Genomic DNA, 26,657 nt, shown 5'->3' with positions numbered 1-26,657 from the left:
AACGCAGTATTTCTTGTAAGCTCTACTGTGGCATAAAGTTTCATGATTTGACAATCTTGACAACGCCTGATATTTCCCCTTTTACCTCTGAGCAAATTCATCCTGATATGAGCTTGGCGCATAATTTAGTTGCGCACACTGGTGCTTAAAAATTTACTTTGAAAGCGATTCGCTATCTTAATGCATGTCTGTTCGACGCGTGATTGATTTACTCCGCTCAGGAGAACCGAAACAAGCTGCTACTGTCCAAGGTTGGGTAAGAACGAAACGAGAGCTCAAGAATTTTTCTTTTCTAGAAATAAATGATGGGTCTTCACTACAGGGGCTACAGGTTGTTCTGGATCAAAAGTTGCCTGACTATGCAGATCTGCTGCGGTCACTAACGACAGGCGCTTCTGTATCTGTATCGGGTGTGCTTGTTGCTTCGCAGGGTAACAAGCAGCGAATTGAGCTCCATGCAGAGACTTTGCAGGTTTGGGGAGAAAGCGATTCTGAGACCTATCCGTTACAGAAAAAAAGGCACTCTTTTGAGTTTTTGCGGACGATTGCTCACTTGCGATCGCGCACCAATACGCTCGGCTCTGTTTTTCGAGTCAGGAACACCTGTTCTCAAGCCATTCACCAGTTTTTTCAGGAGCGTGATTTTCTCTGGGTGCATACGCCGATCATTACGGGCAGTGACTGCGAAGGGGCTGGTGAACAGCTAGCGGTGACCCACTTTAATCCGCAGCAGATTCCGCTGACGGAGGCTGGAGACGTTGATTATGGGCAGGACTTTTTCGGAAAACCAACTTATCTGACGGTGAGTGGACAGCTAGAGGCGGAGGCAATGGCGCTCGCTTTTAGTAATGTGTACACCTTTGGTCCAACGTTTCGGGCAGAAAATTCTAATACGTCTCGACATCTGGCTGAGTTTTGGATGGTGGAGCCGGAGATGGCTTTCTGCGATCTGCAGGGAGATATGGATTTAGCGGAGGCGTTTCTCAAACATATATTCAAGACGGTCTTAGATCACTGCGCTGAAGATATGGAATTTTTCAATCTTCGGATTGATCAGTCGGTGCTGGAGACGGCTGAACAGATTGTTAATCAAGAGTTTGAACGAATTAGCTATGGAGATGCGATCGCAACCCTAACCAAAGCCAACCATCCCTTTGAATATCCGGTTGAATGGGGGCTAGATTTGCAATCAGAGCACGAGCGATACCTCTGCGAAGAATTGTTCAAAAAGCCCGTGATCGTCACCGACTACCCCAAAGAGATTAAAGCCTTTTACATGCGCCTCAACGATGATGGCAAAACAGTCGCCGCGATGGACGTTCTAGTTCCCAAGCTGGGCGAAATCATCGGCGGCGCTCAAAGAGAAGAGCGGCTAGACGTTCTAGAGCAACGTATATTAGCGCAAGGCTTATCACTAGAAGATTACTGGTGGTACCTCGACCTGCGGCGGTACGGCACCGTCCCCCATGCAGGATTCGGCCTTGGCTTTGAACGGCTGGTACAGTTTATGACCGGCATGGCTAATATCCGAGATGTGATCCCCTTTCCACGGACGCCCCTCAATGCTGAGTTTTAGAGTTTTTGTTTAAAAGGAGATGCGATCTCATCTCCTTTCAAGACAGATCGAAAGCCTCAATTCCAAGCAAAACAATTAAAATAGCCATAGACCTTCCCAGCTTGATTCTCTGCAGCATAAATCAGAAGGACAAAACCTACACCTCGAACAGACCTAGAAATGGTAGAATTCTGAAGCTTTAATTCTCCCAAAAAAGGAAAAGGTGTTTGAGGTAATGGCAAATAGTAACGGCGGAAGTGGTGGCTTTCTGAAAGAATTTGGTGAGTTTCTATCTAAGGGAAATGTTGTTGATCTGGCAGTTGCCGTCATCATCGGCGGTGCATTCGGTAAAATTGTCACCTCATTGGTTGAAGACATCATTACGCCCGCAATTCTCAATCCAGCAATGAAAGCGGCTGGCGTCGATCAACTCTCTCAGCTTTCTATCAATGGTATTAAGTACGGCTTATTTTTAGCCGCAGTCCTTAACTTCATTGTGATTGCATTTGTAATTTTTCTGATGATCCGCTCAATTGAAAAAGCACGACGGAAACTGCAGCGGCAACAAACCCTTGAAGAAGCAGAAACTGCAGCGCCAGATCCAACAGTGGAGCTGACTGCTGCCCTCCATCAGCTCGATCAAACGATTCGCACTCAGGGGCGTTCCATTTAGAAGAATTGCGATAGCAAACTCAAGTTTTCAACGCTGGGGGATCAGTAGATGGGAACAAGCTTGATGATTCAAAAAAACGCCACGGTCCCAAGAGAGACCGTGGCGTTTTAATTTTGGCTTTAGATCGAACGAATCAGAGCGAACTCAGGTTCAATCACGAGATTTGAAATCGTTCAGCCAATGCCGGACCTGCTCGCCAGCCACATCCATGCTGCCAAATCCAAAGGCAACCGCAAGGGCAACCGCCACAGACCCAAACATTAATCCGAAAGCAAGATTAACAATATTCGTCGCAATGCCCATTTGCTGCAGCGCCATAGCGGAGACCAAAGCAATGATGGCCACTCGAGCAGCCTGAGCCACTAGCCTTGCCTGACCACCACCAGAACTAGAGATCAGATTGAAGGCCAAATTAGCTAGATAAAGGCCGATCGCAAACACAAAGACCCCAACAAGCACTTGGGCTAGAATCGCCAACAGGCTCGTAACCACAGAGGTTAATGGCGCAAACTGCAGAACATCCGTTGCTGGAATCAAAGCAACTAAGATAAACCCGACGAGGACCACGATGCCCGCAATCTCAGAAGGAGTTTTCTGTGGCAGCGTTGATGAATCAGAGCTTGCAGACAGCTCAGAAGCAGGTGACGTCGATCCAACAGTACTGCTGCTAGAAGCCGTTCCCGGTGAGTCTTGGCTTGCCTGTAGCCCCAACCACGTGAATACATTATTGAAGCCGACCCCAGTCAGCAGACTGGTCACGAGATCGGCAACGATTTTACCTACAACATAGGCAATGCCCAAAATGACCGCCGCCGTGAAAATCTTTGGTAGCGCATTCAAAACCTGCCCTAGCATCTGAACCGCAGGCTCAGAGATCGCACGCACATTCAAGCGCTGTAGCGCCGAGATAATGGCAGGAATCAGAATCAAGACATAGACAACCGTGCCAGCGAGCGCTGATAGACGCTGACCGCCGGTTGCCTGACTCAGACCAAACTGTTCACCCAAGCGATCTGCACCAGCCGCCGCCAAGAACTTGGTCACAATCATGCGCACAATGCGGGCTAGGAACCAGCCCACAAGACCAATGACCAAAGCACCCACAATATTAGGCAAGAAGGCCAGGAACTGATCCACCATCGATTGGACGGGCACTAAGGTCCCTTCCAGACCCAAAACGCCCAAAATCGCAGGCAGGAATAAAAGGAAAATCAGCCAGTAGAGAATATCTCCCATTGTCTCGCTAACGAGAATTGGGGGAGGGGCACTACCTGCTTCTTCGTCAGTCACTGAAGCGTTAAGCCGATCATCGAGAGAGAAAGACTTCAGCCCTCGAACGAGCAGGAGCCGAGACAGCGTTGCCAGCAGCCAAGCGACCCCAAGCAGCACTAGGGCATAAGCCAGCTTGGGCAATGCCGTGAGAATCTGATCGAGAAAGCTTTGCAGCGGAGTTGACACAGCTTCGAGCTGCAGCGCATTCAGAAAAGCAATGACCACAAAGGTCATCACAATCCAGAAGACACCGGTTGAGATCCATCTCTCAACGCCCTCAACCACTTTCGAATCAGAGCTACCCGTAACCCAACTGGCGAGGCGATTATCGAGGTCAGTCTTAGAAAGCAGTCCTTTGACAATCCACGCTGCAACAACCGCGACGATCCAGCCAACGACTAGAATCAGAATCGCATTGATGAGGCTGGGCACCGATTTGCCTAGCTCACCAGATATATTTTGAATGAAGTCTTCCATTGATCTCTATGCTTCCAATCACATACATACGGTAAAGAATGAAGATATACCCACTTTTTGGGCATAAATCGCAAGTCAATACTTTTTATGGCGAGTCTATAGGTTTTACCCTAAACCGCTACGTTCCCTAGCACAACTTCTTAAAGAGGCTTTCGGCTGGAGCGCCTATTCAAGATACAGGAAGCGGTCAAACTGTGATTCAGCATCTCAGCATTCACAGACGCATGGGCTGGGGAAAACTTCACCCGCATGTCCTCGGAATTGTCAATTGCCTACAACCGTTTCTGAGAGGGCACCCCAGATAAAGGCCTAAAGCTCTGCAGTCGTTGACGAAGCGATTGAAGATCTCTGTCCGCCTATAGAGATTATGAATTTCTGTTTGGGTCGATTGGCACGCATCTCCCTCACCATGAGATACATGCAGCGTTAAAGAATCGATACACTTAACAACAATAATCGTTCAAAAGGCTCAACAGTGATGCAAAAAACGCTGGGCAAAAGTGGACCAGAGGTCACCGCAATTGGTATTGGCACATGGTCCTGGGGGGATCGCATCTTTTGGGGATACGGTAACCAATATGATGCGGCAGATGTCGAGGCGGCCTTTCTAGCTGCAGTTGAGGCAGGCATCACTTTATTTGATACCGCTGAGGTCTATGGCCTCGGAGAGTCAGAGCGGCTGTTGGGACGCTTCAGTCAAACCCATTCGGTGCAAATCGCCACCAAGTATGGACCGCTGCCCTGGCGGCTCACCGGGCAATCGGTCACAGATGCACTTCAAGACAGTTTGAAACGCTTACAGGCAAGTCGTATCACGCTCTACCAAGTCCATTGGCCTTTCAATTTTTTGATGAGTTCAGAGTCTCTCTTTTCTGCCTTGGCCCAAGCGGTGAGCGATGGATGGATTGAGACGGTAGGGGTCAGCAACTACAGCGCGACCCAAATGACGGAAGCTCATCGGATTTTGGCGCGCCACGGCGTACCGCTGGCGGTGAATCAGGTTCGCTACGCCCTCGTCAATCGTCAAATTGAACAGAACGGTATTTTAGAAGCTGCTCGCCGGCTAGGGGTTACTATTTTGGCCTATAGCCCCCTCGCGCAGGGATTGCTAACCGGGAAATATGCTGCAGGTGCGAAACCAGACGGTGCTCGTCAGCTTGATAGTCGCTTTAGTACTCAGGGGCTGACAAAACTAGCGCCGGTCACGCAGTTACTGCAGCAATATGCAGATCGCCATGAACGCACCATGGCACAGGTTGCGCTCAACTGGCTGATTCACCAAGAGGGTGTGATTGCAATTCCGGGGGCGAAGACAGCGAAGCAGGCCCGTGATAATGCCGGTGCAATGGGCTGGTCGCTGACGGAACAGGAACATTCAGAACTAGAGCGAGTTAGTCGTCCTTGGCTGCAGTAGGCAGCGAGACCCTCAAGATTGCGCCCGAATCTGCGACCAAATCATTGTGATCTTGGCCGAGACCAAAATAAAAGGCGTTCTCTAAATACTCAAATGAGCGCGCTTTGTTGCGGCTCTTAAATCGAAAAACAGGTTGCCAACTGCGAGCATCAGCCAGATTTTTGGTTCTATAAACATAAACCCAAAATTCTTCGGCTGAGACTTTAGTATTGGCCAACGCATAAAGATAGTCATCCTGGATCAGGACATCCTCGCCCACAGATTGACCATCAGGAAACACGACAGCGGTGGGGGTGATACCAATATTTTCTTTGACGTAAAAGCCAATCGAATTCATGTAGGCCGATTGGTAGGTGGCCTGAGTATAGGAATAGGAGCGCACCGGGTAGGCTAAATAGCCTTTGTAAGCGGTAGGCTTCCAGAGTCGGTAAATGATTTCAGATCCCTGGGCGCCTACCTGCGGCCCTAAAAGGGTACGGGGAATAAATTCATCGTTGCGAAGCGTCTGACTTAGCTCAATTTTTCTGCGTTTGGGGTTATACACACCAATGACACCCGTCTGATTGTAGGCATCCCTGAGTAAAGAAGAAGGCGCATAAATTTTGCCGCGATAGGGGAAAACCGAGAAGAACCAATTGGCAGCAAACTGAGTGGCCTGCTCTAGCCCCGCCCCCTGAAAGGAAGCTCCCTGATCTCGGGTAATCGCAGCGGCGGGCCGAGACGGGTTTTTAAACACACGGCGATTATTGCCCACAAGCAAAATATCGCCTGATTTTGTTTTGAACAAATCACGAACGTGGGCAAGGGCAGGAGTCTTGAACTTATAGAGCTGCCAAGGCTGTTTTAGAGTGCGACGGTAAAACTTGTTTTTGTCTCCTGATTTGGGGTCAGCCGCAGGAATGTAGAGGGATTTGCCAAAGACCTTGAACTGTTCAATGGCTTCTTCTCGAACGGTAAATTCTTTAACGAAGGTCTGTTGGGCAGGACTATAGGCCCATACGTTAATGGGGCCTGCGTTGCTGACGGTGCTGCCGCCGGCTAAATAAAGCTTGCCGCCAAAGCGCTGCAGATCCCAGACATTCAGGGCCCGTCCTGTCTTGCCGTCGTTCGCCATCGGATTACCAAGGGTTTCGAGACGCTCGGTGACGTCCGGTACTTGTGCAGAGCAGGCCGTACTGGCGCTCAGGACAAACGCAAGGGTACTGACCAGAGGGAAAGAGATGCGGCGGTGCGACACAGAAATCAGCTTCAGCATAATTTAGATGGCAGCGGATATTCGGGGGCAGAGCTTATCCTAACCAGCGTGACTTGAGATGGCTTGTCGAAGTTGCCCTTGGTGTTGCGCTAATAGTTCCGTACCGGCTTCGGGGGAAAGTCCGGTCCAGTGGACGAGGAGAGAAAGTTTGACGTTGCGATCGCATCTCTCCAAAACCTCCATTGCCTGATCTCGGCTCAAATCCGTCAGATCACAAATAATCCGCAGGGCGCGATCTAAAAGCTTCGTATTCGTGACCGAAACATCCACCATGCGATTGCCATACACCTTACCCAAGCGCACCATTGCCCCCGTGGAGATAATGTTCAGCGCCAGCTTCGTCGCCGTCCCTGCCTTTAAGCGCGTAGACCCGGCTAGTACTTCGGGGCCCACGGGCAAACGAATGTCGATATCGACTTCAGCACTCACCTGATCTGCCGGTACACAGGCCATAAACACGGTGGTTGCGCCGCGACTGCGAGCTTCTTTCAAAGCCCCGTGTACGTAGGGAGTCGTGCCACCCGCCGTGATGCCCACAACCACGTCCACATCCGTCACCTGAGCCTGCGCGATCGCCTCGGCACCGCCTTCGGCCAAGTCTTCAAGGGCTTCAGAACTTTTTAATAGAGCAGCCGCGCCGCCAGCCAGGATTCCCTGTACCCTTTCGGGTTCGGTGCAGAAGGTGGGCGGACATTCGGCAGCGTCTAGGACGCCCAAACGACCGCTAGTACCCGCGCCCACATAGAAAAGTCGCCCGCCTTGACGCAAAGCTTCTGCAGTCGCTTCGATGGTGGCGGCGAGGGATTCTCGGGTAGTTGCGATCGCAGCCACAGCCTGGGCGTCTTCCTGATTAAAAACATCAACAATCCCCAAAGCCGTCATTTGGTCTAAATCTTGGCTATTGGGATTTGCCTGCTCCGTTAAGAGATGTCCTCGCTCCTGTAAACCAGACTGAGATAGCTGCACGACAAAACTCCCTAAGTGGCTCAAACTTTAGCGTAGAGCAATCAGGCCATATTCTGAAGCCTCCCATATCAGCAGCTACGACGGCATCAGGGCAAGCCGTCTGGACTGTTCAGCCGTAGCCAAAGTGGAAAGGGATGTCAGCTATAATGTAAACTTCAGAAAACTTAAGCCTTGACAAACCTTAAAGCGTTGCTTTAAGACCTCAGGAACAAGACTCAGGATTTATACATGGCTATTACTGATCAGGTTCAACAGCGGTCTGATTTTATCGGCACCCAAGTGATTACCCGCAGCACGGGTAAGAAACTAGGCGTCATCAATCAGCTCTGGGCAGATGTCGATCAGCGAGAAGTCGTCGTTCTCGGCCTTCGCAATACCCTCGTCACAGGCGAGCAGCGCTACATGGATATCGACAGCATCCGTCAGATTGGCGATGTGATTTTGGTCGATGACGAGACAGCCATTGAAGAAATCAACACCTATAACTACAGCACCCTGATCAATAACGAAGTGATCACCGAAACCGGAGAATTGCTGGGCAAAGTGAGAGGCTACCGATTTGACACCGTTTCTGGAGAAATTTCGGGATTAGTCATCGCTTCAATTGGTGTGCCGTTAATTCCGTCCCAGCTGCTTAGCACCTATGAGCTACCGGTAGAGGAAATCGCCAGCAGCGGCCCCGATCGTCTTGTCGTGTTTGAAGGGGCAGAAGAACGCCTTAATCAGCTCACCGTAGGCGTCATGGAGCGCCTGGGCCTGGGCATTCCGCCCTGGGAACAGGACGAAGAAGAAGACTACATTCCTCGGACAGCTTCGACCAGCAATCAACTAGGTGCGGGTACGAGTGCAACAGCCTATGCCCCTAACCGCCGCAGTGAAAAAGCTGAGCAAGCCTGGGAAGAAGAAGAATGGGATGAGGCTCCTCAGCAGGCGCAGCAGCCCGTCTATGAAGAGGAAGAGAACTGGGATGATGAGGCGCCTGCGGCTAGAGCCCCCTATGAACCTGAGGATGATCCCTGGGCAGACAAGGATGATGACTATGAGCCTCAGGAGCTGAAGATTCCTGAGCGGCAGAAGATTCCTGAGTATGAGCGAGAGCCTGATTACTAAGAACAAGAAATCAGGCGATTGAAATCGCTGCTATATGAACAAAACCCGCCTGCGCGGGTTAAGGATGCTCTTTTATCGGGATTTCCCAATTAGAGATTGTCGTTTGATGTTGATGATGCTCTCGTTGGTTGTGGATATAGACTGCAATTGGATTTAGATCCCGATGATTTACCGTGAATGCCGCATAGCTGCCTTGCCACTTGAAAAATTTAGGGGCTTGATGTTGGCGGGTTACGCAGTGGGATACACTTCCTTTAACCTGTTTTACTAGCCTGGAGATCGAGACATTGGCAGGGAAACTGGTCAGCAAGTGGACGTGATCTTCGACTCCACCAACCGCAACGACGGTGCATTTCAATTGCTGACATTCGTATGTCATAACACTATAAATCTGCGAGCAGATTGTCGGCGTAATCAGCGGCAATCGATCCCAGGTTGCCCAGACAAGATGCACGTATAGCTGTGTAAAATTTCGTCTCATTCCAGTTCAGTCTGCAATTCTACTCAGTCCGCGCAGGCGGACTTGGTTCCTGTAGCCGCGATTTCAATCGCTTGTTCTTCTGATTGCCTGATCGACGACGGGTTGCGGTAAAGTTCTCTTCAATATCTTGCCCCGCTGTATTAGTAACGCTCAAAGAAGCCGGACTAAACACATAATCAGGATGTGAAGGCGTGATCGTTACTTTCTCATTGGGCTTCATCGGGAAAGCAAAGCGCCCATAGGTCGTTGTTTCTACCTCTTCCTCACCAATAGAGTACTGACACTTCCATACAACTTCTGGGAGGACTTCGTTTTGACTACGAACTTCGCCCTTCAGAATATTCCAGTGGTTGAGCGTCTCGGCCACCCCATATACATTGCCAATGTCGGGGAAATCAACCTCAAGCCGCCACACCTTTTTACCATTTAGCTTCCAGGCTGTTTCTGCTAAGTTCAGCAGCGATTTATAGTCATTAATGATGGTGGCATAATCTGATGAACCAATGCCCAGAAATGGCTCTACCGCAAAGGCAACAACAGAGAAAAATTCGCCAGAACAGGGGGCACGATGCTCTCTAGGGGGCCACAGCGCCTGGGGTGATTGTAAATTCCAGCGGGTCGTACAGAGGGGTAACCGAGAGGACAGATTACCGGGAGCGTTGGTGATTAAAACCCGACGATTGGTTGTGGCTAGCTCTGCGGAAGTGGGAATAGCCTCTCCTTTTTTGTGAACGTAGAGGTAGGGGGAGAGACCCGCGCGATCAACAAGAGCCTTTAGCTCTGGCCCAGGCACCTTTGAGTTGATTTTAATCACAACCACTTCAGAGGGATGTTGCTGCACAAATTCTGAAATTTCTGCCAGTACTTCTGAGGCCGGTTGTTTACCGAGCAGCCCTCGCAGTCCGTGAAAGAGCTGGATCTTTTTACCTAGGGAATGCGGATCTAGCTCAATCCCTCGAACGCCGTTTTTGAGCTGTTCAGGTATTGATTCATTGACGTTTGGTAGCAAGAATCTAGGTCCATAATTGTAGGAATTATGGGTCGTTGGGATGGTGACTTCATTGATGGCTCTTGTCGATGTATCAAGAGCACGCCAGTTTTTGGGAACGGGCTGTGCGATCGCTCCCTGAGGATTCTTGAGACCAGGCGATAGGCTGAGCAGGTATCCTATGGCCACCAACAGATGGCATCGACCAGACGTGACGGGGTGGAGCTGGAGTTGCGATCTCATATCTATTAGTAAAGGATGCCTCTATCTATCGAGGAAGTACTGACAGCAGTATATCGGGCCATCTTGACTTATCGATTCTTGAAAGTTTTACGGTCTTCTGTTGGACCGTTATAGCAGTAGAATTCATCTAGCAATGACTAAGAATGCCTCTTCATGACAGTTCCCAGACGACTATTGGTTTTGCTTGAGCGCTTTAGTACTGAGCTGGATCAAGTTGAACAGAACACAGCGAAGAGCTTGAAGCTTGCCAAAGAAACGTTGGCAAGCTTCCCGAACAATGAAATATTGATTCAATGTTTTGCTTATTGAAACAGCATATTGCTCTTGGTTGAGATGAACCGAAATCAGTTGCGGGAGATCACGGAGATAGTTTCATCAGCGGAAATCATCGTAGATGCTGACCTCGAAGAGATTGGCGAAGCTGTGTCAACAGAGTTGGGACGAGTATTAGAAGCTAAGATGATGGTGACTGACATTCAAACCCGTTTGGAGAACCTGCAATGACTCAGCCACACAAAGAGGCTCAGGAAATGCAAGACCTTCTAAAGTTAGCTAAGCGTGCTGCACAAAAGATGCAGCAAAGCGCTGATGGCCTTCGGGACATCAATGAAAAATGGAAGACCAAACCCCAACTCGAAAAAACAACAGCTATTGCAAGAGAAAGATCGTGACTGTTCTGACTGCGACCCTCACTGACGTTGCCCAACAAACCCGTGCCGCCGCCCAAGATTTAGCGGGTTTGAGCACCGATCTTAAAAATCAGGCGCTAGAGTCCATCGCCCAAGCTCTAGAAGCCGCTACCCCCAAAATTCTGGAAGCCAATGCAAAGGACTGTCAGCGTGCCCAAGAATCTGGCCTAGCCACAGCACTCTATGCTCGCCTCAAGCTTGATGCCACTAAATTAGCCGGTGCGATCGCAGGGGTCCGCAGTGTCGCTTCGCTCACGGATCCGGTCGGCAGCATTCAGCTTCATCGAGAGCTAGATACCGGACTAGAGCTTAAGCGAGTGAGCTGCCCCCTCGGTGTTCTGGGGGTGATTTTTGAAGCTCGACCCGACGCTGTCATGCAAATTTCAGCTTTAGCCATCAAGTCTGGCAACGGGGTGCTGCTCAAGGGCGGTCAAGAGGCTATTCATTCTTGTCAGGCGTTAGTTGAAGCAATCCAGACCGGATTAGCAGCATCGACCGTTGCACCTGAGGCGGTGGCGTTACTGACCAGTCGGGAAGAGACCCTAGAACTATTGAATCTTGATCAGTACGTCAATCTGATTATTCCTCGCGGCTCTAATAGCTTTGTTCGATTTGTTCAAGAGAACACCCGCATTCCGGTGCTGGGCCATGCAGAAGGAATCTGTCATTTATACATCGATCAGCAAGCCAACATCGCCCAGTCAGTTGACGTAGCTGTAGACTCCAAAATTCAGTATCCTGCGGCCTGTAATGCGCTAGAGACGCTGCTAGTGCATAAAGATATCGCTTCGGACTATTTGCCCAAGGCCGTGAAAGCACTGCAGAATCAGGGCGTTGAGCTGCGGGGGGATGCTGCGGTTCGAGACGTTATAGAGATGGATTCCGCAACGGATACGGACTGGGCAACGGAGTATAGCGACCTTGTGTTGTCGATTAAGGTTGTAGATGGTTTGGAAGATGCGATCGCACATATCAACACCTACGGCTCTGGTCACACCGACGCTATCATGACCACCGACGACCAAGCCGCCGCCACCTTCTGCTCTAGAGTCGATGCTGCCGGAGTCTTCCATAACTGCTCAACGCGGTTTGCCGATGGCTTCCGCTATGGCTTCGGCGCTGAGGTTGGCATCAGTACTCAGAGAATGCCCCCTCGCGGACCCGTGGGGTTAGAAGGATTGGTCACGTACAAATATCTGCTGCAGGGTCAGGGACACATTGTTGCCACCTACGCAGGTGAAGACGCACAATCCTTTACCCATAGAGACCTATAATTAGATTCGAGCGTTCAGGGAAAATCCAGTGCCCTTCAAGCTGACTCGCGCCAAGCTTACGCAAGTCAATCCTTAAGGAATTCTGGTGCTGTGCCGCAGCCGTGAGCGATTGAGAGAAATCAGGGCTACCATAGGGGGTGCCGAGAGCACCGCCGAACATCTCAATCTGTTAAGTCGGAATGCCTGTCGTTCGTGCCTCTTGGGGAGGCTTTTAGCCCGCCCCAATAACTACAAGCTCCTGCGAGCACGGGAAAGGACTCTACATGATAATGACACCCGCTTCTAAACTGGAGCAATGGTCACCGACTGACCTGCAATCATCTTTGAATGCACTGCAGCTCCCACCCCTAGCGCTACAGCGTCCGCTGCTGATGATTGGTCATGGCACTCGCAATGACTCAGGACGCCAGTGCTTTTTAGACTTCGCTACTGCTTATCAAAAACTCGATACCTCCCGTCCGGTGTTCCCTTGCTTTTTAGAGCTAACCGGCCCCAGCATTAAGGAGGTGGTGGCTCACTGCGCGGCAGAGGGCTACACGGAACTATCGGCGTTGCCCATTTTGCTGTTTGCGGCTCGCCATAACAAGTTCGATGTGACCAATGAGCTAGATCTGGCTCGTCGAGAGCATCCTCAGCTTAAGTACTACTACGGACGTCACTTTGGCATTACTCCCGATATTTTAGATCTTTGGCAATCTCGTCTCGATGCTCTAGATTCACCAGAGAATAACCCCCACAATATTCCGCGTTCGGAGACGACGCTGCTATTTGTCGGGCGGGGATCTAGCGATCCAGATGCCAATAGCGATGTGTCGAAGCTGGCCCGTATTGTTTGGGAAGGCAGCGGCTATCAAACGGTGGAAACCTGCTTTATTGGCATCACCCATCCTCGTTTGGAAGAAGGCTTCCGGCGGGCACGGCTCTATCAACCGAAGCGGATCATCGTGCTGCCCTACTTCTTGTTCACAGGCACGCTAATGGAGAAGATTTTTGATATCTCAGCTCAGCAGCAGGCCGCACATCCTGAAGCTCAGATTAGCTGCCTACCAGAAATGGGGATGCATCCGCAGTTGTTTAAGGTTTTGCGTCAGCGGGAATTAGAGACTCAATTGGGTCAGGTGCAAATGAACTGCGAACTCTGTAAGTTTCGGCTAGCTGCGCTGGATGGAGAAGAACCCCACAGTCATAGTCATGATCATGGACACGAGCACGGGCATGGGCATCATCATGGGGCAATGAGTACTGAGACTGAGGCAGACTATCACCAGCGCATTTGGCAGGTGCCTTAAGCCTAAAGGTTCAACTCAGACTAGCAATTTCAAGCAACGAGAATCCGCAAGCGTGCATCTAGAGTATGGAGCTGATAGGCACCAAATTTACTTTACGGTTCCCGACGTAGACACAAGCAGCGATTTGCTCGCTCGTTGTTATCGATAAGACTGCCCGACATGTCTACTGCTTGGACTGCAGACATCTTGAGGCGGAGCATCAATTAAGCTTTCTTCGCAATATCAAAACCATTCCAAAAACAAAAGGAATCGTCATCATAAATGAAGATTCAGGAACTGCCTCAAATGTAAAGTCATCAACTGAAAAAGCAGCACGAGCAGTACCACTTCCGATGATGGAATAATCCACTAATACTGATGTCTCTTCTTGACTTGTTGTATATTCACCTGAGACAAATATGAAGTCGGAAGGAGAAGCCCCCGTATCAAATTGGCTAGGTCCAGTTGCTTCAATGTCTGAGCCGTTTACAGAGATAGTTGGATTTCCAAAGTTATTAAATAAGCCGTATGCTCCGGTGCGCGAATCAGCACTAAGCCAATATCCCAAAGAATAGGTAGTGTCAGGTTGTACAGTAACAGCCTGAGAGAAGATAGCTCTTTCAGCAGGATTAGTTCTCACGACTGCATATGCAGCAAAGTTTCCTGAACGAACATTCTGAAATGAGGGATTAAATGAGTCGAAAGTGTTGGCACTTAAGTCCGCACCATCTCTATTGACCCCAAAGTCAACGATATTCCCTGCAACTGTCCACCCTGTCAGATCCCCAGTTTCAAAGCCAGAATTGGTAAGGAGACTTACGGCTCGAGCGGAAGACGCACTAGCAGCACTAGAAACGAGGACACTTACGACAATAGATACTTTGAGAAAAACATTCATATTTTATTTGATCACTTGAAGTTCAGAACAGTGACTTGCAACTAACTCATAGTTCATCTACACGAATTTCTAGAAGCTTTGATACATCACTTGCAAAAACAGACTTTACTATTTGAGCGAAAGCTCTGCTTGCTGTTCGCCATCCTTTTAGGTGATGACCGTTGGTTTGTCCATGCCGGTAAGAGAACGAATCTGGGCCACTTGGTTTGCGATCGCAACTAATTCCCCCAGCGCTTCTTGAGGATCAACCCCATGCTTCGATGCGTCCGCCTCATAGCTTTCAATGTAGACCCGCACCGTTGCCCCCTGAGTCCCCGTCCCTGACAGCCGGAAGACAATTCGGGATCCATCTGTGAACCCAATCCGAATCCCCTGCTTGGCACTAGTGCTGCCGTCCACCGGATCGGTATAGCTAAAGTCATCGGCATACTCAACGGTATAGCTTTTCAGTTTTTTACCCGGCATCGATGGGAGCGCAGACCGCAGATTGTCCATCAGCGTATTGGCCTTATCTGACGCAACCCCCTCATAGTCATGGCGAGAATAATAGTTCTGGCCGTAAGTCTTCCAGTGGTCTGTCACAATCTCTTCCACCGATTGCTGACGCTCGGCCACAATGTTGAGCCAGAACAGAACCGCCCACAGACCGTCTTTTTCACGGATGTGGTTGGAGCTAGTGCCAAAGCTCTCTTCACCGCAAAGGGTTGCCTTATCAGCATCCAGTAAATTACCGAAGAACTTCCAGCCGGTAGGCGTTTCATAGCAGTCTAGTCCCAGCTTCTCGGCCACCCGATCTACAGCCTGACTGGTGGGCATTGAGCGGGCCACACCTGCCAAGCCATCTTTATAACCAGGGATCAAATGAGCATTCGCCGCCATTACTGCCAAGCTATCGCTAGGGGTGACGAAGAACTTTTTGCCCAGGATCATGTTGCGATCGCCATCTCCATCAGAAGCGGCCCCAAAATCAACGGCATCATCACCAAAGGCAATCTCCACCAGCTCGTGGGCATAGACCAGATTCGGATCAGGATGACCGCCACCGAAGTCTTCTAGTGGCTTGCCGTTGATCACCGTACCAGCCGGAGCACCCAAACGACCTTCAAACATTTCATGGGCATAGGGACCCGTCACCGCATGCATCGAATCCATACACATGCGAAATTTTCCAGAGGAAAGCAACTGCTTGATTTTGCCAAAGTCGAAGAGTGACTCCATCAGTTCCGTATAGTCCGCAACAGAATCCACGACCTCCACCGTCATTGACCCCAGCTGCACCGTACCCAACTGATCCAAATCAATATCTTCGTTATCTAAAATCTGATACTGATCAATGACTTTACTGCGGTCATAGATCGCATCCGTCACCTTTTCCGGCGCAGGTCCACCATTGCCGATGTTGTACTTGACCCCAAAATCTCCCTGAGGCCCACCAGGATTATGGCTCGCCGACAGCACAATCCCCCCAAAGGCCTTGTACTTCCGAATGATGCAGGATACCGCTGGCGTCGAAAGGATGCCACTCTGCCCTACCAGTACTCGACCGATACCGTTGGCTGCCGCCATCTTCAAAATTGTTTGAATCGCCGGTCGGTTAAAGTAGCGACCATCGCCACCCACAACCAGGGTTTGTCCTTGACAGCCCTCTAAACTGTCAAAAATAGACTGAATAAAGTTTTCAAGATAGTGAATCTTTTGAAAAATCGGAACTTGCTTACGTAACCCAGAAGTACCTGGCTTTTGATCAGAGTAGGGTTGAGTCAGTTCAGTGCGTACAGTCATATACCAACAGTTACGTAAACGAGTCGTTTCTTAAGGCAGCTAAATTTCTTTGCAGCCCTCATAAAAGCCTATCGCGGGAGTGGACGATTCTTGCACTTCAATTATCCCAGCAGAAAGCATCAAAGGCTGTAGCCTAAACCACTACCTCGCCTTTGCCGGCTTGCTGACGAGCTAGGGAGCTGTGCTATCTTGGGTTTGGGGTCTTTGGCAGCACTCGGGGTGTATTTCTAATTTGCGCAGACTTTGTTAAGAGAAGTCTGCTAGCAACAGTTACTGCATACAATCAGTCACAAAAGCTACTGTAATTCTGTTGAGATTTCTCGCGGGAAAGCATCAGCGTTTACATTGGTTCTTCAACCCCATTTCAAAGATCTCAAGCATCAGGTTTATGGGAGATAGAGTCTTCCCCAAGCTGGTGGAGCAGCATTATCAGCAATGGTTTCCAAGACAAATATTCCCATCCAAGTTTTGTCTGCGGTCGTCGGTGGAACAGCGGCTTTTTTCGTGTCGCAGTTAGTTGTGGGGATCGACCCACCCGGTGCAGCACTATCGCGTGATGTTACGCCGCCACCGGCTCCTCGTCCGTCCATTGCGACTCAACCCTTACCAGAGAAATCAGCAGCAGTACTCAATCAGCTACGCGTTAGCAACCGGAGTATCTATCCCATTCGAGTGGTGCTGCTGCCGCGCAAGAGCATAGCTAATGACAAACGCTTCCACTGGGACTTTGCGCCAGCGGAAGGGAACCAAGAGGGACTTGTCCTCTCTCGGCCTACAGGGCAGCTTCAGCTTCAGGACGGTGACGTACTCACGGCCTTTGCCTTAGACGGGTCGCGCCGTTACTGGGGCCCCTATGTTGTGGGCCAAACCAAGCTACCCACGCAGGAATCACCGACCTCAGAGTGGCAGCTTATTTTAACGCCCTGAAAAAGGCGGTCAGTTAGACAATCTAAGCTTGGGGAACCTCAGAAATTGTTTTAGGCGGTTTCTTTTCTAGTTTCTTGCCCGGTGGGGGCACAGTCGCTGTTGGGGTATAGGGCAGCCCCATACGCGATCGCAAACTCATCAAAGCCGTCTTAATCACCACCGCCGTCGGCACTGCCACCAGCACTCCAATCAAACCGGCTGTTTTAGCCCCCACCAGCAGCGAGATAAAGATCCAGGCCGGATTCAGCCCCGTCATGCTGCCCAAAATTCTGGGTGCGACTAGATTCTCTAGAATTTGCTGCGCAATCACGGCAACGGCCAAGACCTTCAACCCTAGCCAGATATTCTGCAGCGCCACCAGCAGCGTCACCAAAATGATGCCCACCGTGCCGCCAAAAGGCACCAGCGCCATTGTGCCAATTGTTAAGCCAAACAACACCCCAAACGGCACCTTCAGAATCAGAAATGCGGGGATCAGCACCGCCGTCATACAAATGCCGTAAATGAGCTGCCCGATAAAGTAATTCTGGAAACTCAGGCGAAGCGTCTGAGAAACGGGCTGCTGCGTATCGCGAGGCAACCACCGAATAAAGCTCTGCCAAATCTCATCACCGTGTAGCAGCAGATAAAAAGTCAGAATAATACTAACCACAAGGCTAATCAAAATATCTAGGACGCTGCTCACCGTCCCCACGGCAATATTAAGGACGCTCTTCGTCAACGTCTGCAGCTGCCCTTCAAGCCGGTCGAAGGCCTTGACTGTCAGCACATCTAAATTGAGCGGCAGTCCCCGTTCCTCCATTTGCTGGCTGAGCAGAATGAACTGATCACGCCCTGACTCCATCCACTCCGGCAGGCGGTTGATGAGCTGCTGAGCCTGTGTAAAGGCCACCGGGAACAGAATCAAGCCCAACCCGGTCAATAGTGAAATCGTCAAGAGAAAGACAATGATGGAGGCTGGCTCTCGGCGCAGCCCCCGCTGCATACACCAGCTCACCGGGTAGTTCAACAAAAACGCCACGAGCGAGGCCACAACAATAATCGCAATTAAGACGCCTAAAAAATTGGCGATGGTAGCAACGGCCCAAAAATTGAGCACTAAGATCGGGGCAGCGAGACCCACCATGAGCAATCGTGAGGGCACAGACAACTGTTTCCACCACTGAAAATAGTCAAGCGTAGTCATGTCTCAGCTCCTGCGGCCATTCGAACCTGGATTGCTCGTACCCTTTAGGGTAGCGAATTTGCGTCGTTTTCGGGGATCAACTTTTGAGAATAGCAGGGAAAGCACTCAGCATCTTTAGACTGCACTGGAAATTTTGGGGATCAGAATCCTTTCTCTATTCCGTCGGCGCAATTTCTAGATTCAGGCCCATTTCAAACATTCTTTGCCAGGGGGCAAACACACTGAGCTGTTGAATGTCCCATGAGGTGAACGACTGCTGCAGTGTCTCACACCAAACATCTAGAAGCTGCTCAGCAATCGTCTGGGTAATCAGGGCCTCTTGACGATTGAAATCGTAGTAGGAGGCCCCCAAACGAGGCAGACAGGTCCCAATAATCGACTTGCGAACAATGGATTGATAGGCCCAATCTTCTAGCAGGTGATAGATCTTGTTGAAGGCCAACGCATGCTTATTCTCAGACCCGAGGCCAAGACTGGCGGTTGCTAATACAGTCCCGAGGGTATTGCAGCTAGTGTTCCAGCCTGCATAGGCGAGCAGAGAGTCCCAAAGAGCGGCGTCGTCTAGCATTTCAACTAGCTCCGTTTCCCCCCCGTTGGCAAAAGCAACATCTGCGATCGCAACCGACTTACCCAAATTCTGCAGCCGCTCTATCTCAGCAACAAAAAAGCGCAGGTTACGAAAACTGGTGTAGGTAATATCTTTCATGGACTGATCCCAGGCTTCTTGCATCACCTGGCCTGCTGTATTCACGGCTAACACAGCATCTGCGGCCTCAGGCGTCGTCGCAACCTGCGCCCCGGCCGCCAGAACGTGGGCCTTAACGCTTTCTCCCAAAGGCCGATCTTCGTATAGCGGCACAATTTGCTCTGAGCAAACCGAGCTGTATAGCAAGTAGATCTGAGGCGAGCGACCTCGCACCTGATTGTAAGCTCGGGCCAACAGCGTGCAGCCGACCTCGTCGGCTCCTGGGTATAGATGGACCTGCTGCTGCAAACGAAGTGCCGTCACCTGAGCCACAACCTGCCGCTGGTCAATCGCGGTAAAGCCGTAGGGCGCACTATCGTCTTGAGGGATAGAGAGAAAAGAGATCACGCCGGCCTGAACCAACTCAATCACGGCTAAATTCACGGCGACGTTGCAGGCCCGCCGCTTTTGATAATCTTGCAAATACTCTGAAGGAAGCTCTGCTTGAATATGGTCTAGCTGCGCTTGCTCGGCAGCGGTGAGACCGACACGCTGACACTTATCTTGCAGCCAGCCCCATTGAAAGATCTGCTCTCCACAGGTCTCGTAATAGTCTGGCTCCTCTTCGCTACTGCTGTAGGCAGGCGTTCGCATAATTAAATTGCTGGCAAAAATCTCCACCTGGGGATGCTCAGCTTTGAGCTTGCGAAGATGATAAAGCCTTTGCGTCAGGGTAGAAATAGACTCCTGGTGCAGCCGAGAAGGCAGCAGTCCCCCATAAACCAGCATTTCAATAGACAGCAGCGCGGCTCGACAGTCCGTGATATTTATTTCTAGCCAATCCCACAAGCGACTCGTTTTTGCAGGCTGTTTCTTCTGACTCAAAAGTTCACGAGGGGGGACTGTCAACTGAATATCGGCCTGAAGTTCAGCAATGATCTGAGGATAGTAAACATTACAGGGACGCTCATCGAGCGGGATATACAGAAATTCCATTAAATCACCAGGGATCAGCAAGAAAATAACGGTTGAGGCGCACGAATAATCGCTGCGCTTGTTTATACCGCAAATACTTCACTTAAACAGCAAAAATCCAGTCAGAGAGCAGACTTCACCAGATCTTCTCTCTACTTTTTATATATTTAGGTAGAGGAAATTATCAACGATTACGCTAATAATAAGTATCACTGAGTCCACGGGGGAAGTTTAATGAGTATCTCTGCCGAGTTCAATCAAACCAGCGTACTACCGAAGCAAAAGCAACGGTCGCCTAAGATCTCTGAGCTATTGCAGGGTTGGCTTCAAAAGAATAAAACCCACCACTATCAATCTTCTAACGCCGGACTGGATTTTAGTATAGAAGAAAGCACCGAAGGCCCTAAAGAAATCCAAATGATTTCTCAAAAACCAGGGGTCAAAAAAGATGACCAGATTAAGATCCACGATGTTTCTGAATCTATAACCTACAAGGTTCTAGACATTGACTTCTACTCAAATGTCGAAGATATGTGGGTTGCAAAGCTGGCGGTTCTAGCAGATCAGTAGGCCCTGATTGGCAGACACAGGGCTGATGCTCGTATGGCAGATAAAACACATTCAATAACCAGAGCGCTAAATGGGATATCCCGTTTAGCGCTTTGTTTTAGCACTACTATTCAGCAAAATCGGAAGAGAATATCCAATCGGGAGCATCTCGCTAAAGTATTGCACGACCCTCACCCTAAATTCCTCTCCCAATTCTGGGCGAGGGACTTTGAATGCTTTTATCTTGCCCTCTTTCTGCCACGATCGGGAGAAAAGGATGGGGGATGAGGGCCAAGTGAGAAAGGGGGATGCTCCCTATCCAATCCTTACTTTAGAGTCGCAGCACAATCGGCTGAGTAGATTGTCGTAAGCTTTTTCTAGCAAGCCAAGATAGAGGAAACCGAACAGTTTCTTCAGTTCTCAAACCATCATTCTTCGTACGGTGAAACGGGCTGCGGTAACCCCTATCTATTCAGGGATAGAAACCGTATCGGCAATTTCAAACAGAGTGCCTACCATTGAAACATGCAAGCAAATCGAGTTGAGTTTATACACTCGAACAACGCAATTGGAGGCAAGCAAATGACTTTAGTTCACTGGACCCCTTGGCAAGAGATCGATACTATAGAGCGTCGCTTAAATCGCCTTTTTGATCAGGATATTTCTCCGAGCCTACGTGGATTCTCTGTCCCTGCGGCTGAATTTTCACAGGATGAAGAAGCGGTCTATCTCAATCTTGAAGCACCGGGGATCGATATCAATGATTTAGATATTCAAGTCACCGAGAAAGCGGTCTCAATCAGTGGCGAGCGCAAATCTGAGACCAGTTCTGAGACCCAAGGTAAAATTCGTTCTGAGTTCAATTACGGTAAGTTTCAGCGCGTCGTTCCGCTCCCTGCACGGGTGGATAATACTCAGGTCAAGGCTGAATATAAGGACGGGATTGTTCACCTAACGCTCCCTAAGGCAGAGGCTGAAAAAAACAAAGTCGTTAAAGTTGAGATCGCATCTACCACGGCATAAACATTTCGCTTCGCTGATATCCTGCGTTATTGAATGATTAAGTAAGTTTCTCTTGTGCCTAGCTGTTATTAACAGCTAGGTTTTTTCTTGTTCAATAACGAATAGAATAAAGCGTCCACCATTGCTAGGTGCTAGATTGGGGGTACAAGCCTCGTCTAATCGTCGAACAAGCGCCATCAGAATCATGATTGCAACTGCCCCTCTCAACATTACGTGGGAAAAACTACCTGACGACTACGTTTTAGAAGATGATCCTGTGGACAATATCAATCAGCCGGCCTTGGCAGCAGCCCTGACTGAAAGCCTTAGCCTTGCCGGGAGACTCCCTAAGACGGCCCTCACCACAACTAACTACGGCATTTGTGCCACGCTAAACGGCAAGATGGTGATCAAGGCGCCCGACTGGGCCTTTGTCCCTTCTACTAAGGTGTCTCGAATAGAGATAGACCGCAGCTATACCCCTCATCTGCAAGGGGATCTGCCATCTATTGTGATGGAGTTTCTTTCTGAAACAGATGGAGGCGAATACTCCACTAAGCCAACTTATCCACCCGGCAAGTGGTTCTTTTACGAGCAGATTTTAAAAGTGCCCTATTATGCCCTCTTTTCTCTAGAAACGGGTGAGCTAGAGGTATATCAGATCGATCAAACAGGACGCTATCAGATTCACAAACCCGATGCTGAAGGGCGACATTGGATCGAGACTATGGCGCTCTTTCTTGGGCCTTGGCAAGGCTGTCTTAATAACAGAGAAGGTCGGTGGCTGCGTTGGTGGGATGATCAGGGTGAGATGCTGCTGTGGGGAGAAGAACGCGTGGCTGAGGTGTCAGGTCGTGCTGAGCGATTGGCTGCACAATTGCGAGCTGCTGGAATTGAGCCGGAGTTGTAATGCTGCGATCGCAACGTCTCCCTCACTTAATTTTCAAGTCAAATTGAAGCCTCTCTTTCAGGACAGCCTGCATTATGGCCTCTTAGTTTAGAATGGCAACTCAAACTGCTGCGATTCTTCTGCAGGGACAGTTTTAGATCCAGAATTAACGGGAGGTTTAGCATGGGGACTCCCCTTTCGTAGCCCCACCGCAATTTTGCTGTGCTTTTCAATTTGCGTCATCACTTGCTTGGCTCGCTTAATTACAGAAGGCGGTAGACCAGCCAAGCGTCCGGCTTCAATACCGTAAGAGCGACTGGCTCCACCCGGATGGACCTGATGTAAGAAGATAATTTGGTCCGGTAGCTCTTTGACAAGCACCTGATAGTTCGCCACATTCTCTACCAAGGTCGCTAGCTCATTGAGTTCGTGGTAGTGGGTGGCAAAGATCGTCCGAGCGCGAATCTCGATGGCGAGGTATTCAGCAACGGACCAGGCAATAGAGAGGCCATCAAAGGTGGCAGTGCCCCTGCCAATTTCATCTAGCAGCACCAGAGATCGCTCGGTGGCATGGTTCAAAATATTGGCGGTTTCGTTCATTTCCACCATGAAGGTGGATTGGCCTGTCGCCAGATCGTCTACAGCTCCGACGCGGGTGAAGATGCGATCGCAAATCCCCAACCCCGCAGACTGCGCCGGCACAAAGCTTCCGACCTGCGCCATCAGCTGAATTAAACCCACCTGCCGCAGATAACAACTCTTGCCGCTCGCGTTCGGCCCCGTCAAAATAATCAAGTCAGGCGAAATACCGGGGGTTCCTAACTGCGCAGCATTAGGGACGAAGAAACCCGGTGGCAGAGACTTCTCTACAACGGGATGACGCCCGTCCACAAGGCTGATCTCACGGCCTTCGGCCATCTTGGGGCGACAGTAGCCCTGATAGATCGCCACTTCAGCCAGCCCCGCCAGTACATCAACAGCGGCAACGTTTGCCGCTACGGTGCGGATTAATCCGGCCCATTCGCCGACTTCGCTCCGCAAATCAACAAAGATGTCGTATTCAAGCTGAAACTGCTCGGTTTGAGCGTTAAAAATCCGGGCTTCCCGTTCCTTCAGTTCGGGGGTGATGTAGCGCTCTTCATTAGTGAGGGTTTGCTTGCGAATGTAGTCGTCGGGCGCTTGGGCTGATTTGGCGCGACTGATGCCGATATAGTAGCCAAAAGCTTTATTGAAGCCCACCTTGAGCGTGGGGATGCCGGTGCGTTCTCGCTCATCTTTTTCTAGGTTGGCAATCCACTGCTGGTCGCTGACGGCCTGCTGTCGTAGGCGATCTAAATCAGCATTGACGCCGTCGCGGATCAGGTTGCCTTCAGTGAGGCTGATGGGAGGGGTTTGGTGGAGATGCGATCGCAACCTCACTCCTAGCTTCTCAAGCGTAGACGGTACCATCTGTACCGCCTGTAAATGCTCAGACTTGCCATCCGCTACTAAATTCGCCAGATCGGTCAAGCGATCCAGCGATTCAGCCAAAGCAACCAGATCACGGGCATTCGCCGTCCCAGAACCGGCCCGCCCAGCCAGACGCTCTAAATCATAGATCTGCTGCAGTAAAGACTGCAGATCACCCCGGAAAGCCGTATTCTGGCTCAACTCTGAAATTGTCTCCTGCCGCGCTTGAATCTGCTCAGAGTTCAGCAGTGGCTGCAGCAGCCAGCGCTTCAGGGCGCGTCCCCCCATTGCCGTGCGAGTTTGATCTAGCGCCCAAAGTAGAGATCCATGAAACGTTCCATCCCGAGAGGTTCTCGTGATTTCTAGGTTGCGCCGCGATTGATGGTCGAGAACCATATATTCGCTCAGAATATAGGTACACAACGGCTGAAGCGGAATGTGGTTTTCTTTTTGAGTTTCTTCCAAATAGACCAGCAGCCCCCCCGCAGCCCGGATCGCCAGAGGCAGATGCTCACAGCCCATTCCCTCTAAAGACCGGACGCCGAACACTTGCTGAATGCGCTGTTTGGCCTCCGGCAGCGTAAAGGACGACTGGGTCCGCATCGTAAAGCAGAACTGATTGGGGATACCCTCCGGCAGATACTCTGAGGTTTCACCAGGGCGCAGCAGTCGCTGGATGTCAGGGGCATCGGTGGGAAACAGCACTTCAGAGGGCTGCAGGCGCAGAAGCTCTTGGGCGAGCTGATCGCGATCTGAGTGCTGCGTCGTCAGAAATTCCCCTGTTGAGATATCGGCATAGGCCATCCCCCAGTTGTTGCCCGCCAGCACAAAGGCGGCGAGAAAGTTATTACTACGCGCCGAAAGCATCCCCTCATCGAGCACTGTTCCAGGCGTAATCACCCGTGTAACTTCGCGTTTGACAAGCCCTTGGGCCTGTGCCGGATCCTCCATCTGATCGCAGATGGCAACAGCGTAGCCTTTCCCCACCAACATCCGGCAGTAGCGTTCGAGCTGATGATGCGGAATACCCGCCATCGCCACTCGACCGACGTTATTTCCTGACAAGCGACTGGTCAGAACTAGCTCTAGGGCTTGGGCAATGGTGACCGCATCGTCTAAAAACGTTTCATAGAAATCACCCATCCGATAGAGCAGCAGCGTGTGGGGATACTCATCTTTGAGATCGACGTAGTGCCGCATCATCGGCGAGAGATCATCGCGGTTAATCTGGGAGCGTTCCCGATGATGGGCCGGATTTTTCCCTTCTCTGAGGGGCGGGGAATCAGATTTGGCAGCGTCGCTCATGAAGGAGTAGGTAAGGATACTGCTTACGACTCTATCGCAGGCTCCGGGATGGCTCAACAGATGCCCATTTTGATTTTGGACTGTGAGTACCGGGAATCACTGCAAGGGAGAAACTAGCGAAGCGCCTCTAGCTCCAGAAAACAGTTAGCCGCGATGGCTCCATAGACATAGTTGAGCTGATCAAAGGCAGATAGAGCTGGCTGAGGCATCTCAGGCGTTATAGATAGAGGCAGACCTCCAGCTTGTTCTTTAATATCTGGACCAATTTCAGAATAGGTAGGTTTCATCATGAGCCTTCCAAAAAATTGAGGATGGTTAACAGGGCTTGCAGAATCTCCCACATAAAACTCATCAATGGATTAATAGAGAGATATGCGTTCGGCCTTCAATTCTTGACCTTCAATGCCTGCCAGACCGGCACTCGGTGTGGAGGTTTCTTCTTCAGTAATAATGCTGTCACGACGAGCCTGCGTCAGATTGACACTATCGAGGTTGACCTTCGTGAGAACGGCATTCGTCAAAAACGACTGGGTCAAATCAGCGCCTTGTAAGTTCGCACCGGTTAGGTCTGCACCTTCGAGATTGGCCTCTACAAGGTTGGCATCTCGAAGATTGGCATTTCTGAGATCTGCTCCAATCAGATGAGCTTGACTTAAATCAGCTCCCGATAAGTCGCAGCCTGCACAGATATTTGTTTCTATAAGCTGTCGGACCTGAGCAGGCTGCTCCGCCCTGACCGGGAAAGAAACAGCTAAGGCACTGACTAAAGCTAAGGCGGTAACGAAAGACTGATTCATGGCGTTATCCCTTCTCAAGGAAATGGTTGTGAACTGGGCCGATGAATTTGAATATATCGAGGAGAGATGAGTCTAAGATGATCGATTCCTTGATGGAAATTGCAAGTCTGCTGAGTGGTCCCTAGGTGTTGTCTGGGTATTTACTGAGTAGGATTGGAGCTTCCAGCGAACATCCCTTGAAAGACAGCAAGTTCAGCTCTTAAAAGGATAAGATTCTCCAATAAGCGGATCGGTCAACGTAAGACGTAGAAGCAGTCTTAATAAAGGGATATAAAGATTCCAGAGCAACGACAGAGGCCATAGCTTAGAATTAAGCTGCGTAGAATTCTGTAATCGGAGTCACTGGACTGATGCCAGGTTTAGTTGGATTTCTCCTAATCGTGATTTATGTCGGTGGAGGCTGGAAGTTTTGGTCAGGTTTCAACCGCACTAACTTTAGCCAAAACCGGGCAGTACTGACGCTGCTGTGGCCGATTATGCTGCCCAGCAGCAAATCCTATCGGCAAAACTTCATGAAAGCCCTCAAAAGCTAATGAACCAGCAAATCT

At 50.2% G+C, this 26,657-nt stretch carries 26 protein-coding genes; 13 read left to right on the top strand and 13 right to left on the bottom strand.

Annotated elements, in window-relative coordinates; genetic code table 11:
* Positions 1 to 184 precede the first annotated feature (184 nt).
* Positions 185 to 1,576: an asparagine--tRNA ligase gene (gene asnS / locus C1752_RS03595; RefSeq protein ID WP_110984685.1), complete on the top strand. Its 1,392-nt coding sequence runs from the start codon at positions 185 to 187 to the stop codon at positions 1,574 to 1,576.
* Between the two features lie 214 nt (positions 1,577 to 1,790).
* Positions 1,791 to 2,228, top strand: a complete 438-nt coding sequence (gene mscL / locus C1752_RS03590) for a large conductance mechanosensitive channel protein MscL (RefSeq protein ID WP_110984684.1) — start codon at positions 1,791 to 1,793, stop codon at positions 2,226 to 2,228.
* A 150-nt stretch (positions 2,229 to 2,378) separates the two neighbouring features.
* Here the strand turns inward: mscL and C1752_RS03585 are convergent, their stop codons facing one another.
* The gene (locus C1752_RS03585) at positions 2,379 to 3,977 is read right to left on the bottom strand and encodes a mechanosensitive ion channel (RefSeq protein ID WP_110984683.1); all 1,599 of its coding nucleotides are present in this window, start codon (positions 3,975 to 3,977) and stop codon (positions 2,379 to 2,381) included.
* 478 nt (positions 3,978 to 4,455) lie between these two features.
* Here C1752_RS03585 and C1752_RS03580 point away from each other — a divergent pair, with 478 nt between their 5' ends.
* Entirely contained in the window at positions 4,456 to 5,391 is a 936-nt protein-coding gene (locus C1752_RS03580) for an aldo/keto reductase (RefSeq protein ID WP_199464275.1), read from the top strand.
* Here C1752_RS03580 and C1752_RS03575 read toward each other — a convergent pair.
* Both C1752_RS03575 and murQ read right to left on the bottom strand, forming a co-directional pair.
* The gene (locus C1752_RS03575; protein ID WP_110984681.1) at positions 5,369 to 6,646 is read right to left on the bottom strand and encodes a hypothetical protein; all 1,278 of its coding nucleotides are present in this window, start codon (positions 6,644 to 6,646) and stop codon (positions 5,369 to 5,371) included. The two genes, C1752_RS03580 and C1752_RS03575, sit on opposite strands and share 23 nt — an antisense overlap.
* A gap of 39 nt (positions 6,647 to 6,685) precedes the next feature.
* A complete protein-coding gene (murQ, locus tag C1752_RS03570) occupies positions 6,686 to 7,612 on the bottom strand; it encodes an N-acetylmuramic acid 6-phosphate etherase (protein ID WP_110984680.1) in 927 nt (308 codons plus the stop codon).
* Between the two features lie 228 nt (positions 7,613 to 7,840).
* Between murQ and C1752_RS03565 the strand changes: the two genes are divergently transcribed.
* Positions 7,841 to 8,722, top strand: a complete 882-nt coding sequence (locus tag C1752_RS03565) for a PRC-barrel domain-containing protein (RefSeq protein WP_110984679.1) — start codon at positions 7,841 to 7,843, stop codon at positions 8,720 to 8,722.
* Between the two features lie 58 nt (positions 8,723 to 8,780).
* On the opposite strand, the gene tnpA is transcribed toward C1752_RS03565, so the two are convergent.
* Entirely contained in the window at positions 8,781 to 9,203 is a 423-nt protein-coding gene (gene tnpA, locus C1752_RS03560; protein WP_110984678.1) for an IS200/IS605 family transposase, read from the bottom strand.
* Between the two features lie 19 nt (positions 9,204 to 9,222).
* A complete protein-coding gene (locus C1752_RS03555; protein WP_110984677.1) occupies positions 9,223 to 10,434 on the bottom strand; it encodes a phosphatidylinositol-specific phospholipase C domain-containing protein in 1,212 nt (403 codons plus the stop codon).
* A gap of 333 nt (positions 10,435 to 10,767) precedes the next feature.
* Between C1752_RS03555 and C1752_RS28305 the strand changes: the two genes are divergently transcribed.
* Genes C1752_RS28305 through C1752_RS03545 form a run of 3 tightly spaced genes read left to right on the top strand, consistent with a single transcriptional unit; the run spans position 10,768 to position 12,397 of the window.
* On the top strand, positions 10,768 to 10,938 hold the full coding sequence (locus tag C1752_RS28305) for a hypothetical protein (protein ID WP_158535005.1): 171 nt from the start codon (positions 10,768 to 10,770) through the stop codon (positions 10,936 to 10,938).
* Entirely contained in the window at positions 10,935 to 11,105 is a 171-nt protein-coding gene (locus C1752_RS28300) for a hypothetical protein (protein ID WP_158535004.1), read from the top strand. The genes C1752_RS28305 and C1752_RS28300 overlap by 4 nt, the downstream gene beginning before the upstream one ends.
* On the top strand, positions 11,102 to 12,397 hold the full coding sequence (locus C1752_RS03545) for a glutamate-5-semialdehyde dehydrogenase (RefSeq protein ID WP_233501314.1): 1,296 nt from the start codon (positions 11,102 to 11,104) through the stop codon (positions 12,395 to 12,397). The genes C1752_RS28300 and C1752_RS03545 overlap by 4 nt, the downstream gene beginning before the upstream one ends.
* Here C1752_RS03545 and C1752_RS28295 read toward each other — a convergent pair.
* Positions 12,378 to 12,557, bottom strand: a complete 180-nt coding sequence (locus C1752_RS28295; RefSeq protein ID WP_110984674.1) for a hypothetical protein — start codon at positions 12,555 to 12,557, stop codon at positions 12,378 to 12,380. The genes C1752_RS03545 and C1752_RS28295 overlap by 20 nt on opposite strands.
* Before the next feature lie 109 nt (positions 12,558 to 12,666).
* On the opposite strand from C1752_RS28295, the gene C1752_RS03535 reads away from it, so the two are divergent.
* Positions 12,667 to 13,686 carry a sirohydrochlorin chelatase gene (locus C1752_RS03535; RefSeq protein WP_110984673.1) on the top strand — a complete coding sequence of 340 codons (1,020 nt, stop codon included), beginning with the start codon at positions 12,667 to 12,669 and terminating at the stop codon, positions 13,684 to 13,686.
* Positions 13,687 to 13,885: 199 nt separating this feature from the next.
* On the opposite strand, the gene C1752_RS03530 is transcribed toward C1752_RS03535, so the two are convergent.
* Positions 13,886 to 14,563, bottom strand: coding sequence for a hypothetical protein (locus C1752_RS03530; protein WP_110984672.1), 678 nt, complete (start codon positions 14,561 to 14,563; stop codon positions 13,886 to 13,888).
* 147 nt (positions 14,564 to 14,710) lie between these two features.
* A complete protein-coding gene (locus C1752_RS03525) occupies positions 14,711 to 16,345 on the bottom strand; it encodes an alpha-D-glucose phosphate-specific phosphoglucomutase (RefSeq protein WP_110984671.1) in 1,635 nt (544 codons plus the stop codon).
* Between the two features lie 435 nt (positions 16,346 to 16,780).
* Between C1752_RS03525 and C1752_RS03520 the strand changes: the two genes are divergently transcribed.
* Positions 16,781 to 17,272 carry a hypothetical protein gene (locus C1752_RS03520; protein WP_110984670.1) on the top strand — a complete coding sequence of 164 codons (492 nt, stop codon included), beginning with the start codon at positions 16,781 to 16,783 and terminating at the stop codon, positions 17,270 to 17,272.
* Between the two features lie 22 nt (positions 17,273 to 17,294).
* Here C1752_RS03520 and C1752_RS03515 read toward each other — a convergent pair whose 3' ends face one another.
* Positions 17,295 to 18,458: an AI-2E family transporter gene (locus tag C1752_RS03515; protein WP_110984669.1), complete on the bottom strand. Its 1,164-nt coding sequence runs from the start codon at positions 18,456 to 18,458 to the stop codon at positions 17,295 to 17,297.
* A gap of 154 nt (positions 18,459 to 18,612) precedes the next feature.
* Positions 18,613 to 20,139 (bottom strand): DUF4127 family protein, encoded by a 1,527-nt coding sequence (locus C1752_RS03510; RefSeq protein WP_110984668.1) that lies wholly within the window; start codon positions 20,137 to 20,139, stop codon positions 18,613 to 18,615.
* Between the two features lie 213 nt (positions 20,140 to 20,352).
* Here C1752_RS03510 and C1752_RS03505 point away from each other — a divergent pair, with 213 nt between their 5' ends.
* The 3 genes from C1752_RS03505 to C1752_RS03495 all read left to right on the top strand — a co-directional run bounded on the left by C1752_RS03505 (position 20,353) and on the right by C1752_RS03495 (position 22,579).
* Positions 20,353 to 20,688 (top strand): hypothetical protein, encoded by a 336-nt coding sequence (locus C1752_RS03505; protein ID WP_110984667.1) that lies wholly within the window; start codon positions 20,353 to 20,355, stop codon positions 20,686 to 20,688.
* A gap of 561 nt (positions 20,689 to 21,249) precedes the next feature.
* Positions 21,250 to 21,690: an Hsp20/alpha crystallin family protein gene (locus tag C1752_RS03500; RefSeq protein ID WP_110985053.1), complete on the top strand. Its 441-nt coding sequence runs from the start codon at positions 21,250 to 21,252 to the stop codon at positions 21,688 to 21,690.
* Positions 21,691 to 21,874: 184 nt separating this feature from the next.
* Positions 21,875 to 22,579 carry a Uma2 family endonuclease gene (locus C1752_RS03495; protein ID WP_110984666.1) on the top strand — a complete coding sequence of 235 codons (705 nt, stop codon included), beginning with the start codon at positions 21,875 to 21,877 and terminating at the stop codon, positions 22,577 to 22,579.
* Positions 22,580 to 22,666: 87 nt separating this feature from the next.
* Here the strand turns inward: C1752_RS03495 and mutS are convergent, their stop codons facing one another.
* The 3 genes from mutS to C1752_RS03485 all read right to left on the bottom strand — a co-directional run bounded on the left by mutS (position 22,667) and on the right by C1752_RS03485 (position 26,109).
* Complete coding sequence (mutS, locus tag C1752_RS03490) at positions 22,667 to 25,312, bottom strand: DNA mismatch repair protein MutS (RefSeq protein ID WP_110984665.1); 2,646 nt, start codon at positions 25,310 to 25,312, stop codon at positions 22,667 to 22,669.
* 113 nt (positions 25,313 to 25,425) lie between these two features.
* Positions 25,426 to 25,599, bottom strand: a complete 174-nt coding sequence (locus tag C1752_RS28290) for a hypothetical protein (protein WP_158535003.1) — start codon at positions 25,597 to 25,599, stop codon at positions 25,426 to 25,428.
* A 72-nt stretch (positions 25,600 to 25,671) separates the two neighbouring features.
* Positions 25,672 to 26,109: a pentapeptide repeat-containing protein gene (locus C1752_RS03485; protein WP_110984664.1), complete on the bottom strand. Its 438-nt coding sequence runs from the start codon at positions 26,107 to 26,109 to the stop codon at positions 25,672 to 25,674.
* 350 nt (positions 26,110 to 26,459) lie between these two features.
* Here C1752_RS03485 and C1752_RS03480 point away from each other — a divergent pair, with 350 nt between their 5' ends.
* Entirely contained in the window at positions 26,460 to 26,642 is a 183-nt protein-coding gene (locus tag C1752_RS03480; RefSeq protein WP_110984663.1) for a hypothetical protein, read from the top strand.
* Positions 26,643 to 26,657 lie beyond the last annotated feature (15 nt).

Origin of the sequence: Acaryochloris thomasi RCC1774, assembly GCF_003231495.1 — a bacterium.
In the GTDB taxonomy this organism is placed as follows: domain Bacteria; phylum Cyanobacteriota; class Cyanobacteriia; order Thermosynechococcales; family Thermosynechococcaceae; genus RCC1774.
The sequence above is the reverse complement of the archived record's forward strand: the minus strand, read 5'-3'. Positions and strand labels throughout refer to the sequence as shown.

Coding starts and splice junctions, on each gene's coding strand:
- asnS (WP_110984685.1), top strand. CDS start 185: ATGTCTGTTCGACGCGTGATTGATTTACTCCGCTCAGGAGAACCGAAA.
- mscL (WP_110984684.1), top strand. CDS start 1,791: ATGGCAAATAGTAACGGCGGAAGTGGTGGCTTTCTGAAAGAATTTGGT.
- C1752_RS03585 (WP_110984683.1), bottom strand. CDS start 3,977: ATGGAAGACTTCATTCAAAATATATCTGGTGAGCTAGGCAAATCGGTG.
- C1752_RS03580 (WP_199464275.1), top strand. CDS start 4,456: ATGCAAAAAACGCTGGGCAAAAGTGGACCAGAGGTCACCGCAATTGGT.
- C1752_RS03575 (WP_110984681.1), bottom strand. CDS start 6,646: ATGCTGAAGCTGATTTCTGTGTCGCACCGCCGCATCTCTTTCCCTCTG.
- C1752_RS03565 (WP_110984679.1), top strand. CDS start 7,841: ATGGCTATTACTGATCAGGTTCAACAGCGGTCTGATTTTATCGGCACC.
- tnpA (WP_110984678.1), bottom strand. CDS start 9,203: ATGAGACGAAATTTTACACAGCTATACGTGCATCTTGTCTGGGCAACC.
- C1752_RS03555 (WP_110984677.1), bottom strand. CDS start 10,434: ATGAGATCGCAACTCCAGCTCCACCCCGTCACGTCTGGTCGATGCCAT.
- C1752_RS28305 (WP_158535005.1), top strand. CDS start 10,768: ATGAACCGAAATCAGTTGCGGGAGATCACGGAGATAGTTTCATCAGCG.
- C1752_RS28300 (WP_158535004.1), top strand. CDS start 10,935: ATGACTCAGCCACACAAAGAGGCTCAGGAAATGCAAGACCTTCTAAAG.
- C1752_RS28295 (WP_110984674.1), bottom strand. CDS start 12,557: ATGTTCGGCGGTGCTCTCGGCACCCCCTATGGTAGCCCTGATTTCTCT.
- C1752_RS03535 (WP_110984673.1), top strand. CDS start 12,667: ATGACACCCGCTTCTAAACTGGAGCAATGGTCACCGACTGACCTGCAA.
- C1752_RS03530 (WP_110984672.1), bottom strand. CDS start 14,563: ATGAATGTTTTTCTCAAAGTATCTATTGTCGTAAGTGTCCTCGTTTCT.
- C1752_RS03525 (WP_110984671.1), bottom strand. CDS start 16,345: ATGACTGTACGCACTGAACTGACTCAACCCTACTCTGATCAAAAGCCA.
- C1752_RS03520 (WP_110984670.1), top strand. CDS start 16,781: ATGGTTTCCAAGACAAATATTCCCATCCAAGTTTTGTCTGCGGTCGTC.
- C1752_RS03515 (WP_110984669.1), bottom strand. CDS start 18,458: ATGACTACGCTTGACTATTTTCAGTGGTGGAAACAGTTGTCTGTGCCC.
- C1752_RS03510 (WP_110984668.1), bottom strand. CDS start 20,139: ATGGAATTTCTGTATATCCCGCTCGATGAGCGTCCCTGTAATGTTTAC.
- C1752_RS03505 (WP_110984667.1), top strand. CDS start 20,353: ATGAGTATCTCTGCCGAGTTCAATCAAACCAGCGTACTACCGAAGCAA.
- C1752_RS03500 (WP_110985053.1), top strand. CDS start 21,250: ATGACTTTAGTTCACTGGACCCCTTGGCAAGAGATCGATACTATAGAG.
- C1752_RS03495 (WP_110984666.1), top strand. CDS start 21,875: ATGATTGCAACTGCCCCTCTCAACATTACGTGGGAAAAACTACCTGAC.
- mutS (WP_110984665.1), bottom strand. CDS start 25,312: ATGAGCGACGCTGCCAAATCTGATTCCCCGCCCCTCAGAGAAGGGAAA.
- C1752_RS28290 (WP_158535003.1), bottom strand. CDS start 25,599: ATGAAACCTACCTATTCTGAAATTGGTCCAGATATTAAAGAACAAGCT.
- C1752_RS03485 (WP_110984664.1), bottom strand. CDS start 26,109: ATGAATCAGTCTTTCGTTACCGCCTTAGCTTTAGTCAGTGCCTTAGCT.
- C1752_RS03480 (WP_110984663.1), top strand. CDS start 26,460: ATGCCAGGTTTAGTTGGATTTCTCCTAATCGTGATTTATGTCGGTGGA.